General features: G+C 40.9%; 11 protein-coding genes and 1 other RNA gene. 6 read left to right on the top strand and 6 right to left on the bottom strand.

Features of this window, described 5'->3' with window-relative positions:
- Nucleotides 1-186 precede the first annotated feature (186 nt).
- Together HT722_RS07810 and HT722_RS07805 are read left to right on the top strand one after the other, a co-directional pair.
- On the top strand, nt 187-1905 hold the full coding sequence (locus tag HT722_RS07810; protein ID WP_173278496.1) for a phospho-sugar mutase: 1719 nt from the start codon (nt 187-189) through the stop codon (nt 1903-1905).
- A gap of 110 nt (nt 1906-2015) precedes the next feature.
- Nucleotides 2016-2363, top strand: a complete 348-nt coding sequence (locus HT722_RS07805; RefSeq protein WP_173278494.1) for a PedC/BrcD family bacteriocin maturation disulfide isomerase — start codon at nt 2016-2018, stop codon at nt 2361-2363.
- A 246-nt stretch (nt 2364-2609) separates the two neighbouring features.
- On the opposite strand, the gene ssrA is transcribed toward HT722_RS07805, so the two are convergent.
- From ssrA to HT722_RS07785, 4 genes are all read right to left on the bottom strand, one after another.
- Nucleotides 2610-2957: a transfer-messenger RNA gene (gene ssrA, locus HT722_RS07800) on the bottom strand.
- A gap of 61 nt (nt 2958-3018) precedes the next feature.
- Nucleotides 3019-3654, bottom strand: coding sequence for a GDSL-type esterase/lipase family protein (locus tag HT722_RS07795; protein WP_173278492.1), 636 nt, complete (start codon nt 3652-3654; stop codon nt 3019-3021).
- A 1-nt stretch (nt 3655) separates the two neighbouring features.
- On the bottom strand, nt 3656-4483 hold the full coding sequence (locus HT722_RS07790; RefSeq protein ID WP_173278490.1) for an HAD family hydrolase: 828 nt from the start codon (nt 4481-4483) through the stop codon (nt 3656-3658).
- A 21-nt stretch (nt 4484-4504) separates the two neighbouring features.
- The gene (locus tag HT722_RS07785) at nt 4505-5824 is read right to left on the bottom strand and encodes a CapA family protein (protein ID WP_173278488.1); all 1320 of its coding nucleotides are present in this window, start codon (nt 5822-5824) and stop codon (nt 4505-4507) included.
- Between the two features lie 285 nt (nt 5825-6109).
- Between HT722_RS07785 and def the strand changes: the two genes are divergently transcribed.
- Entirely contained in the window at nt 6110-6721 is a 612-nt protein-coding gene (gene def / locus HT722_RS07780; RefSeq protein WP_001272955.1) for a peptide deformylase, read from the top strand.
- 44 nt (nt 6722-6765) lie between these two features.
- Complete coding sequence (rlmB, locus tag HT722_RS07775; protein WP_138703006.1) at nt 6766-7494, top strand: 23S rRNA (guanosine(2251)-2'-O)-methyltransferase RlmB; 729 nt, start codon at nt 6766-6768, stop codon at nt 7492-7494.
- Nucleotides 7495-7832: 338 nt separating this feature from the next.
- Here the strand turns inward: rlmB and htpX are convergent, their stop codons facing one another.
- Together htpX and HT722_RS07765 are read right to left on the bottom strand one after the other, a co-directional pair.
- On the bottom strand, nt 7833-8732 hold the full coding sequence (gene htpX, locus HT722_RS07770; protein ID WP_173278486.1) for a zinc metalloprotease HtpX: 900 nt from the start codon (nt 8730-8732) through the stop codon (nt 7833-7835).
- A 1-nt stretch (nt 8733) separates the two neighbouring features.
- Nucleotides 8734-9294 carry a LemA family protein gene (locus tag HT722_RS07765; protein ID WP_173278483.1) on the bottom strand — a complete coding sequence of 187 codons (561 nt, stop codon included), beginning with the start codon at nt 9292-9294 and terminating at the stop codon, nt 8734-8736.
- Nucleotides 9295-9387: 93 nt separating this feature from the next.
- Between HT722_RS07765 and rsmG the strand changes: the two genes are divergently transcribed.
- Both rsmG and HT722_RS07755 read left to right on the top strand, forming a co-directional pair.
- Complete coding sequence (rsmG, locus tag HT722_RS07760; protein WP_173278481.1) at nt 9388-10101, top strand: 16S rRNA (guanine(527)-N(7))-methyltransferase RsmG; 714 nt, start codon at nt 9388-9390, stop codon at nt 10099-10101.
- Between the two features lie 203 nt (nt 10102-10304).
- On the top strand, nt 10305-11588 hold the full coding sequence (locus HT722_RS07755; RefSeq protein ID WP_173278479.1) for a solute carrier family 23 protein: 1284 nt from the start codon (nt 10305-10307) through the stop codon (nt 11586-11588).
- Nucleotides 11589-11815: the final 227 nt, after the last annotated feature.

The raw sequence follows: 11815 nt of genomic DNA, 5'->3' as shown, positions 1-11815 counted from the left end.
TTTTATTATGAGAAGACTTACTTTTTTTACTGAGATTGAATTTTCCCTAGCCTCAACATCATATAAACCCCAAATTCAATCCGACCTGGTTTGAAAAGATTTTCGAAGCAGATAAGGTTTTACTAAAACTAAAAAAAATGATATAATCAAACTGATTAAATGTTTTAAAAATAAAGGAGAATTTTAATGTCTTACCAAGAAAATTACCAGAAATGGGTTGATTTTGCGGAGCTTCCTGACTATCTTCGTCAAGATTTGGAAAATATGGACGAAAAAACTAAGGAAGATGCCTTCTATACAAATCTTGAATTTGGTACAGCAGGTATGCGTGGCTTGATTGGTGCTGGTACAAACCGCATCAACATCTACGTTGTTCGCCAAGCTACTGAAGGATTGGCTCGTTTGATTGAGTCAAAAGGTAGAAACGAGAAAGAACGCGGTGTCGCAATCGCCTACGATAGCCGTCACTTCTCACCTGAGTTTGCCTTTGAATCTGCAGCAGTTCTTGCTAAACATGGTATCAAATCTTATGTATTTGAAAGCCTTCGTCCAACTCCAGAACTATCATTTGCAGTTCGTCACCTCAACTGTTTCGCGGGTATCATGGTCACAGCCAGCCACAACCCTGCACCATTTAACGGTTACAAGGTTTACGGTGAAGACGGTGGACAAATGCCTCCACACGACGCGGACGCTTTGACTACTTATATCCGTGCAATCGAAAACCCATTTGCAGTTGAAGTTGCTGATGTGGAAGCTGAAAAATCTTCTGGCTTGATTGAAGTCATCGGCGAAGCTGTCGATGTAGAATACCTCAAAGAAGTCAAAGACGTAAACATCAACCCAGCCTTGATTGAAGAATTTGGTAAAGACATGAAGATTGTCTACACACCACTTCATGGTACTGGTGAAATGTTGGCTCGTCGTGCTCTTGCCCAAGCAGGATTTGACTCTGTTCAAGTTGTTGAAGCGCAAGCAACTGCTGACCCAGACTTCTCAACTGTAAAATCTCCGAACCCAGAAAGTCAAGCAGCCTTTGCCCTCGCTGAAGAACTTGGTCGTCAAGTTGGTGCAGATGTTCTTGTGGCAACTGACCCAGACGCTGACCGTGTTGGTGTTGAAGTTCTTCAAAAAGATGGTAGCTACCTCAACCTTTCAGGTAACCAAATCGGTGCTATCATGGCAAAATACATCTTGGAAGCTCATAAAAATGCTGGAACTCTTCCTGAAAATGCCGCTCTCTGCAAATCTATCGTATCAACTGACTTGGTAACGAAGATTGCTGAAAGCTACGGGGCAACCATGTTCAACGTTCTGACTGGTTTCAAATTCATCGCTGAAAAAATCCAAGAATTCGAAGAAAAACACAATCACACTTACATGATGGGATTTGAAGAAAGCTTCGGTTACTTGATTAAACCATTCGTACGTGATAAAGATGCTATCCAAGCCGTTCTTGTCGTTGCTGAGCTTGCTGCCTACTACCGTTCTCGTGGTTTGACACTTGCTGACGGTATCGAAGAAATCTACAAAGAGTATGGCTACTACGCAGAAAAGACAATCTCTGTTACCCTTTCAGGTGTCGATGGTGCTGAACAAATCAAAGCAATTATGGCTAAATTCCGTAATAATGCTCCAAAAGAATGGAATGCAACAGCTATCACTGTCGTAGAAGACTTCAAGGCACAAACTGCTACTGCTGCTGACGGTACTGTTACAAACTTGACAACTCCTCCAAGTGACGTGTTGAAATACACACTTGCTGACGGTTCATGGATTGCTGTTCGCCCTTCAGGTACAGAACCAAAAATCAAGTTCTACATTGCAGTTGTAGGTGAAACAAACGAAGAATCACAAGCTAAGATTGCTAACATCGAAGCAGAAATCAATGCTTTTGTAAAATAAAGATCTAAAAAGATGAGACCAAATAATCTCATCTTTTTTTCGTATCAAATCTAAGCAATTTTAGAAACTTTATGGCATACTAGACATATCAATGAAAGCGAGGTAATCTCATGGAACAATTTTTAGATAATATCAAAGATCTTGAAGTCACTACAGTTGCGCGTGCGCAAGAATCTCTTGATAAAAAAGAAACTGCAACCTTCTTTATCGGTCGCAAAACTTGCCCTTACTGCCGTAAATTTGCAGGTACATTGGCTGGTGTCGTAGCTGAAACCAAAGCTCACATTTACTTCATCAATAGTGAAGAATCAAGCCAACTCAATGAGTTACAAGCATTCCGTTCACGCTACGGAATCCCAACTGTACCAGGATTTGTTCACGTTGCAGATGGACAAATCAATGTCCGTTGCGACTCTTCAATGTCAGCACAAGAAATCAAAGATTTCGCAGGATTGTAAAAAATCAGCTAACAAGTCTTAAAATTACAAAAACGCATAATGAAGCCGAAGAACGCTTTGTGAAGTACATAGATTTTTAGGGTACGACAAAAATGTTGTATCCTTTTTTGTATCCCTTTTTTAAAAACAGGGTCTGTTTTAGGCTCTGTTTGTGACTCCTTTTTTCGCAAAAGAATACCAAAGACAAAAATAAAAAACGTTGATTTAACAACGTTTTATCAAGGAATGCAAAAGAATGCAAAGGAATAATGGAGCCGGTGGGAGTCGAACCCACGTCCAAACACCTGCCAACATATTTGTCTACAACCATAGGTTATGTATTAGTTTAACAGTCCCTCGACACATAACTCAAGCCTAGAAACTGCGAGTCTATCAATCTCTTATCAAGCCACTAGACAAGACTCAATCGTATCTCGCTAATAATAAGACCTGTCATTGAACACGAGCAATCCAAATCGGGTCACGCCTGCTGGTTTTTAGGCAGCTAGAGCGTAAGAAGTGTTATTTTTTGCAGTTATATTTAACTGAGCGTTTACGTCGCCACACGAGTCGCAAAATATGCCTCATAATGCCTGTCGAATCCGTAACGACCCCAAAAGACAATAAAACCATTATACCTTATCTAACTCAAAAATGCAAAAAAGAAATCAACTAACTACAAAAGATAGTCTTTCAAAGCTTTGGTCAAAACCTGATAACCAGTAACACTAAGGTGCAGTCCATCAGTAGTATAATCTTTTTTTAGTTGGCCTGCCTGATCTGTCAAACTATCAAAAACTGGCACAAATTCTACCTGCATATAGGCAGAGGCAAGCTCTTGATAGGCTTGATTCCACTCCTGTATCTTTTCATTCGTGCGGATATAGACTGTCTGCTTGTACTCCTCGCCTTCATTAACTGGCAAAATAGAAAGCAATTTTATCTCTGTCAATGGATAATCGCGAGCAATGGACTGTATGATAGCTTCGAGATTATTGAGAGCCTCATTCACAGGCACATCTTTTCCGATATCGTTCGTCCCAATTAAAAGGACAATTTTATCTACTGCTCCACCGTAAAGATGCGCATCTAGATTTTCTAATAACAGCCCTGTCTGATAACCTCGAATGCCTCGATTGACAATCGTCTTTGAAGTCCCAAATAGTTCCTGCAGAGGATAATATTCGACAATGGAATCCCCAATAAAAAGAATGTCTGGCTCTAGAACAGAAACCTGATTTAAGTGACGATACTTGGTTTGGATTTTACTTTGTTCCTTAAGGAGCCAATTTTCTAATAACTGTACTGCCACTTCATTCTCCTTTTTCTAACCAATTTTCCAAGACTTGGTAAACTCCTCCTTGGCTGTTGGCTGGCGCTAGAGCCGTCGCAACAGCTTTGGCTTTATCATCAGCATTTTCCATCGCAAAGGCAATTCCAGCCATTTCAAGCATTTCAACATCATTTTCACTGTCACCAAAAGCCATGATTTGTTGGGGATTCAAGTCCCAGCGCTTGAGTAATTCTTCCAAGCCCCATGCTTTATGAATTCCAGATTGAAGGATATCAATGCAACCATAGCCACTCGATACAGCCCGAACACGGCCATCAAAGAGGTCATTGATTTCTTCCAAGACCGAACTCAAACGCTCCTCACCAACAACCATACTCATCTTGAGCACACCACCAAAGAGGTCAGAGGTTAATTCATCCACAAACTGTATCCGTTGATAGAATTTTTCAATCATTTCTGGAGTCATAAAACTTTCAAGGTCTGTAAAAATGGTACCTTCCTTGACGAAACCACCCTTCATCCCCGTTACAACAAACTGGTCCTGACATGATCGATCCTTGAAATGAGCCAAAGCCTTATCGACAATGGCATCATCCCAAGTCTGAGCCTGAATCAGTTCATTGTTTTCAAAAATACGAGCACCGTTAGCAACAACCAGAACCACTCGATCCACCAAGTGGCCCAGTAATTGTCTCATGCGGTGAATTTCATTGCCCGTCGCGATGACAAAACGAATACCCTTTTGATCCAACTGATCTAAAATCTTTTCCAATCGTGGGAGATCCAGCTGGCCTCTAGCATCCAGCAAGGTCCCATCCATATCTGTCGCAATTACTTTAATCGTCATTTACTTCCCTCTGGATTCAAGCTAATCCCACTTCAATCCTACATGTTCGTTCATTTCTTTATAGGCTGCATCAATTCGTTCCTTAGTCGCTTCATCTAACTGGTCACGATGACTGCCACCCTCTATGAAGTCTTCCAAGATATAGGTTTGATAATGATATAAAGGATAGCCTTCTGGTGAAAAGGTTCCCTTTGGTGTTCGATTGACCCAAGTAGGATGAGCTTTAGCTGTTCCGATAGTTGTTTTTCCATCCTTCTTCTTAATGGTTACATCCATGAGAACACCACGTTCAGTCCACTTAGCATTTTCTTCATCTCCCATAGATTCAATCCGTTGATTGGAAATGAAGTTCCCCATTGAATAGATAATGAGTTTCTTTTCTCCATCTTTTTCAACCGTTTCAGATGGTTCAACAACGTGAGGATGCCCTCCAAAGATAATATCCGCTCCCCAATCGATCATCTTGTGATAAAGAGCTTTTTGTTCTTCAGTTGGTTCCAATCGATACTCAACACCCATCTGAGGCATGATAATGGTGATATCTGCTTCCTTCTCTGCCCGTTCAATTTCAGCCTTCATCTTATCTTCGTTTAAATCTGAAAGATAACGATTATAGTCTTCCTGAGAAATATACTGCTCAATTCCATTGAATCCATAAGAATAGGCCAAAAGAGCAACCTTGATCCCATTCACTTCCTTAATGACCAGCGGAGCCTGATCACGTGGTTCATGCGTATAAACTCCGATTGGAGTGATTCCGGCTTTCTCAATAATATCGGCCGTTGAAATAACTCCCTCAATTTGCGAATCCAAAATATGATTATGAGCTAAATCCAGCACATGATAACCTGCATCCTTAATGGCATCCATAACTTCAGCAGGAGCATTAAAGAGAGGATAACCCGCTAAATAGTGATCCTTATTGATGGTTCCTTCAAAGTCACCAATAGCTAAGTCTGCTTGCTTAAGCCAAGGAGTCACATACTCAAAATTCTCATGAAAGTCATAGGTACCGTCTTCTTTTTTAGCTGAAAAGAAAAGTCCATCGTGGTAGAGCAAATCTCCGTTGGCCATAATTCTAGCAGATTTTTCCTCTTCCTGCTCCTGAGACTTTTGCTTAGTCCCTTCTTGAGAAATAGTATCTCGTTTTTGACTGGTCAGAGGCATGCCTTGGAAACTTTCAAACAATAAGACCAAGCCCATTGATAAAGCAACTGCTAGCAAGAGTACCGCCACAAATCCTTTATTGCTCCACTTGCGATAACTCCTAAAAAAGTTTACCAAGCCCTTCATAAAACGAAAAGCTAAACCACCCTGATTTCTATCTTGTCTTCTTTGCATCTTCATTCTCCCTACTTTCTTATGCAAGCCTTTTCTTTTTATTATATCATAGATAAGTAATTCTTTCACAATTGATACTCTTCGAAAATCAAATTCAAACCACGTCANNTCTGCAACCTCAAAACAGTTTTTTGAGCAACCTGCGGCTAGCTTCCTAGTTTGCTCTTTGATTTTCATTGAGTATGAATTGAACTTCCTATCTATTTTCTATAAATCCTAAAGGCTGTAATACTTTCAATCCTTGTCATTTTGTGTTATCATGTAGAGGTAATGAAAGGAGAGAAAATGTCTGCTATAGAACGTATTACAAAAGCTGCTCACTTAATTGATATGAACGATATTATCCGCGAGGGGAATCCTACTCTACGCGCAGTTGCTGAGGAAGTCACTTTTCCCTTGTCTGACCAAGAAATCATCCTTGGCGAAAAGATGATGCAATTCCTCAAACATTCCCAAGATCCTGTCATGGCTGAAAAAATGGGGCTACGCGGTGGGGTAGGACTGGCTGCTCCTCAGTTGGATATCTCAAAACGCATTATCGCTGTTTTGGTGCCAAATATTGTTGAAGAAGGCGAAACGCCACAGGAAGCCTACGACTTACAAGCCATTATGTACAATCCAAAAATCGTCTCTCACTCTGTTCAAGACGCTGCTCTTGGTGAAGGAGAAGGTTGCCTATCTGTTGACCGCAACGTGCCTGGCTATGTTATTCGCCATGCCCGCGTTACTGTTGACTACTTTGACAAGGATGGAGAAAAACACCGTATCAAACTCAAAGGCTACAACTCCATCGTTGTTCAGCATGAAATTGACCACATCAACGGAATCATGTTTTACGACCGTATCAATGAAAAAGACCCATTTGAAGTTAAAGATGGTTTACTGATTTTGGAATAAAGAAAATCCCGTTGCAAGACGGGGTTTTGTGTTATAATAGAGGCATGAAAACAAATGATATTGTCTATGGCGTCCACGCCGTTACCGAAGCCCTCCTTGCAAACACTGGAAACAAACTCTACCTCCAAGAAGATCTCCGAGGTAAGAACGTTGAGAAAGTCAAGGAACTAGCTACAGAAAAGAAGGTATCCATTTCTTGGACTTCAAAAAAATCCCTCTCTGAGATGACTGAAGGTGCTGTCCACCAAGGTTTTGTTCTACGAGTGTCTGAATTTGCCTATAGCGAGCTGAATCACATCCTTGCCAAAACACGCCAAGAAGAAAATCCTTTGCTATTAATTCTGGACGGGTTAACTGATCCTCACAACTTAGGCTCCATCTTAAGAACCGCTGATGCGACCAATGTTTCAGGTGTCATCATTCCCAAGCACCGTGCTGTGGGAGTAACTCCTGTCGTTGCCAAAACGGCCACAGGTGCTATTGAACACGTTCCGATTGCCCGAGTAACCAACCTCAGTCAAACCTTAGATAAACTCAAGGATGAAGGCTTCTGGACCTTTGGAACAGATATGAATGGGACTCCTTGCCACAAGTGGAATACAAAAGGGAAAATTGCCCTCATCATTGGAAATGAAGGAAAAGGCATCTCTAGCAACATCAAAAAACAAGTCGATGAAATGATTACCATTCCCATGAATGGACATGTTCAAAGCCTTAATGCCAGTGTTGCTGCAGCCATTCTCATGTACGAAGTTTTCCGAAATAGACTATAAAAAAGTTTCCAGTCATCTGATTGGAAACTTTTTTATGATTATACTCAATGAAAATCAAAGAGCAAACTAGGAAGCTAGCTGTAGACAGCTCAAAGCACTGCTTTGAGGTTGTAGATGGAACTGACGAAGTCAGCTCAAAACATGTTTTTGAGGTTGTGGATAGAACTGACGAAGTCAGTTACATATACCTACGGCAAAGCGAAACTGACGTGGTTTGAAGAGATTTTCGAAGAATATAAGTTGGATCCTAACAAATTGATTTCTGAGTTCCTTATATAAGAAAATGAGCATCTCCAACTACGAGAATGCTCATTTTTTAGTATTGTATAGTCACATTTTTACATACGTTTCAAACGTTCAATCCGTTCTGAGATAGGTGGGTGGGTATAAAAGAGTTTTTTGAACCCTCCCCCTTTCTTAGGATCATTGATATAAAGTGCACTGCTGGCATCATCGACAGGACGACTCATTGGTTTACTGTTATCCAACTTATCTAGGGCATTAATCATTCCCTGGGGATTGCGAGTCAGCTCGACACTAGATGCATCTGCCAGAAATTCCCTCTGACGAGAAATAGCGAGCTGAACCAAGGTTGCAGCGAGAGGTGCCAGTACAATAGCTAGTAGGGAAACCACGAGCATAATGATTTCAAGACCATTTCCATCTCGGTCATCATCACTTCGTCTGCGACCTGCTCCACCCCACCACATCATACGACCTGCCATACCAGAAAGCATGGTGATAGCACTAGCAAGGGCAACTGCAATAGTCGAAATACGGATATCATAATTACGAATATGACTGACTTCATGTCCCATAACAGCTTCTAGTTCTTCACGATTCATGATAGCTAGTAGACCTGAAGTCGCAGCAACCGCCGCATTTTGAGGGTTAGAACCTGTCGCAAAGGCATTTAAGGCTGGATCATCAATGATGAAAACACGGGGCATAGGAATCTGAGCGACCATAGCCATATCTTCCACTACGTGGTAGAGATCTGGTGCCGTTTGTTCATCAACCTCACGCGCCCCGTTCATGGACATGACAATCTCTGTTGATTGAAAAATCATGGACAAGGCATAGATAAAGCCGATAATCAGTGCGATAACCAAACCACCAATCCCAGACCGCATAAAGAGGTAACCAACCGCATAACCAACAAGAGCTAAGAGTAGGAAAAATACCAGCAATAAAATCCACGTTTTTCGTTTATTGCTTGCAATTTGATCAAACAGCATCTTAGTCACCTAAACCGCTAAAATCAACCTTAGGAACTGCCTTTTCCTCTTCTGGTGTTTGAAGGAAATCTGCTGCTTTAAATCCAAATATTCCAGCGATAATGTTGCTTGGGAAAGTCTCTAATTTTACATTGTAGTTGCTGACAACACTGTTGTAGAGTTGACGAGAGTAAGAAATTTTATTTTCTGTGTTTGTCAACTCCTCTTGCAATTTAACAAAGTTGGCGCTTGCCTTCAAATCTGGATAGCTTTCTGCAACTGCAAAAATACCTGCAACCTGACGAGTGAGGGCATCACTAGCTTTCATAGCTTCTGCTGGTGAAGTCGCTGCTGCCACTTGGTTACGCAGTTCTGCCACCTTTTCAAGGGTAGAACCTTCATATTTAGCATAACCTTTTACAGTCTCAATCAAGTTTGGCAAGAGGTCATTTCGACGTTTCAACTGAACATCAATTTGGCTCCAAGCCTCCTTTGTTTGCATACGATTCTTAACCAAACCGTTATAGCTAACAATCACAAAAATAACAACAAGAGCGATAACTCCAAGAATAATCCAAGTCATGATATAAGTCCTTTCTACTTTTAGATTAGTACCAGTATATCAAATTTTTAATGATTGTGGTAAAATAAGATGATACTAAAGAAGGAAATAACTATGAAACCAGAAACATTTTACAACTTGCTTGCCGAGCAAAATCTTCCACTTTCGGACCAGCAAAAAAAGCAATTTGAACGTTATTTTGAACTCTTGGTCGAGTGGAATGAAAAGATTAATTTAACAGCCATTACGGACAAAGATGAAGTTTATCTCAAACATTTTTACGATTCGATTGCCCCCATTCTTCAAGGTTTGATTCCTAATGAAAATATCAAACTTCTTGATATTGGAGCTGGGGCAGGATTTCCTAGTCTTCCCATGAAAATCCTCTATCCTCAGTTAGATGTGACCATCATTGATTCACTCAATAAGCGCATCAACTTCCTCCAACTTTTGGCTCAAGAACTGGATTTGGATGGTGTTCATTTTTACCACGGTCGTGCAGAAGATTTTGCCAAAGACAAGAACTTCCGTGCTCACTATGATTTTGTAACAGCTCGTGCGGTTGCCCGCATGCAGGTTTTATCTGAATTGACAATTCCTTACCTTAAAGTTGGCGGAAAACTATTGGCACTCAAGGCCAGCAATGCGCCTGAGGAATTATTAGAAGCTAAGAATGCCCTCAACCTCCTTTTTAGTAAGGTCGAAGACAACCTCAGCTACGCTCTACCTAATGGAGATCCGCGCTACATCACAGTGGTAGAAAAGAAAAAAGAAACACCAAATAAATATCCACGTAAGGCTGGCATGCCAAATAAACGCCCGCTTTAAATTTTTAAGTAAAAAATATTTACAAAGTTTGCAATTTTTGCTATACTATCACAAGCAAAGGTTTTTAATGTCATCCCGTGAGGTGACGAAGACGCAGAAATATTTGAAACTTTTTAAAGTCTAGATTTTAAAGAAGTCTTACTCTGAGGGCCTATTGCTGTAAAATAATGGGCTCTTTTTTGATGCCCAAAAGTGAGGTTTATATGAAACAAGAATCAACTGTTGATTTGTTACTAGACGTTGACCAACGTCCTTCGGCTGGAAAAGGAATTCTCCTTAGCTTCCAACACGTTTTCGCCATGTTTGGTGCGACCATCTTAGTACCATTGATTTTGGGAATGCCTGTATCTGTTGCCCTTTTTGCTTCAGGTGTTGGAACACTCATCTACATGATTGCTACTGGTTTTAAAGTTCCAGTTTATCTAGGTTCTTCATTTGCCTTTATCACAGCTATGTCACTGGCTATGAAAGAAATGGGTGGTGATGTATCTGCTGCTCAAACAGGGGTTATCTTGACTGGTTTGGTCTATGTCCTTGTTGCTACCAGCATCCGATTTGTGGGAACAAAATGGATTGATAAACTCTTGCCACCAATCATTATCGGTCCTATGATCATCGTTATCGGTCTTGGACTTGCAGGTTCAGCAGTTACTAACGCTGGACTTGTGGCAGACGGAAATTGGAAAAATGCTCTGGTAGCCGTTGTTACGTTCTTGATTGCTGCTTTTATCAATACAAAAGGAAAAGGCTTCCTACGAATCATTCCATTCCTCTTTGCCATTATCGGTGGTTACCTCTTCGCACTAGCTCTTGGGCTAGTTGACTTTACACCAGTTCTTAAAGCTAACTGGTTTGAAATTCCTGGTTTCTACTTGCCATTTAGTACTGGTGGTGCCTTTAAAGAATACAATCTTTACTTTGGGCCAGAAACCATCGCCATCTTACCAATTGCTATCGTAACAATTTCTGAACATATCGGAGACCATACTGTTTTGGGTCAAATCTGTGGCCGTCAATTCTTGAAAGAACCAGGTCTTCACCGTACTCTTCTTGGTGACGGTATCGCAACTTCTGTTTCTGCCTTCCTTGGTGGACCAGCCAATACAACTTATGGAGAAAACACAGGGGTTATCGGTATGACTCGTATCGCTTCTGTCTCAGTTATCCGTAACGCTGCCTTTATCGCAATTGCTCTTAGCTTCCTTGGTAAATTCACTGCCTTGATTTCAACCATTCCAAACGCTGTACTTGGTGGTATGTCAATCCTTCTCTATGGGGTTATCGCCAGCAACGGTTTGAAAGTCTTGATTAAAGAACGTGTTGACTTCGCTCAAATGCGTAACCTCATCATCGCAAGTGCTATGTTGGTACTTGGACTTGGAGGAGCTATCCTTAAACTTGGTCCAGTTACCCTTTCAGGAACTGCCCTATCAGCCATGACAGGAATCATCTTGAACTTGATCTTGCCATACGAAAATAAAGATTAAGAATCTTGTCACAGAAAGAGAATGAACAAAAACGAGCTTCTCTTTACTAACCCCAAAAAGTTGCACAAATAATTATTGAAAGGATTTAGTTCTGTACTGCACAAGACTAAGTCCTTTTATAGTAAAATGAAGCAAAACAGTACATCATGTGGTATCGTCTGAAACAAGAACAAGACAAAAGAGCCTCAAAAAAAGGTATTGCAACTTGGCAATACCTTTTTGAGGTG

This window comes from Streptococcus sp. 53 (genome assembly GCF_013276565.1).
Taxonomy (GTDB): Bacteria; Bacillota; Bacilli; order Lactobacillales; family Streptococcaceae; genus Streptococcus.
Note: the sequence above shows the minus strand (reverse complement) of the source record. Positions and strands in the feature narration are given on the sequence as shown.

Coding starts and splice junctions, on each gene's coding strand:
- HT722_RS07810 (WP_173278496.1), top strand. CDS start 187: ATGTCTTACCAAGAAAATTACCAGAAATGGGTTGATTTTGCGGAGCTT.
- HT722_RS07805 (WP_173278494.1), top strand. CDS start 2,016: ATGGAACAATTTTTAGATAATATCAAAGATCTTGAAGTCACTACAGTT.
- HT722_RS07790 (WP_173278490.1), bottom strand. CDS start 4,483: ATGACGATTAAAGTAATTGCGACAGATATGGATGGGACCTTGCTGGAT.
- HT722_RS07785 (WP_173278488.1), bottom strand. CDS start 5,824: ATGCAAAGAAGACAAGATAGAAATCAGGGTGGTTTAGCTTTTCGTTTT.
- def (WP_001272955.1), top strand. CDS start 6,110: ATGTCTGCTATAGAACGTATTACAAAAGCTGCTCACTTAATTGATATG.
- rlmB (WP_138703006.1), top strand. CDS start 6,766: ATGAAAACAAATGATATTGTCTATGGCGTCCACGCCGTTACCGAAGCC.
- htpX (WP_173278486.1), bottom strand. CDS start 8,732: ATGCTGTTTGATCAAATTGCAAGCAATAAACGAAAAACGTGGATTTTA.
- HT722_RS07765 (WP_173278483.1), bottom strand. CDS start 9,294: ATGACTTGGATTATTCTTGGAGTTATCGCTCTTGTTGTTATTTTTGTG.
- rsmG (WP_173278481.1), top strand. CDS start 9,388: ATGAAACCAGAAACATTTTACAACTTGCTTGCCGAGCAAAATCTTCCA.
- HT722_RS07755 (WP_173278479.1), top strand. CDS start 10,305: ATGAAACAAGAATCAACTGTTGATTTGTTACTAGACGTTGACCAACGT.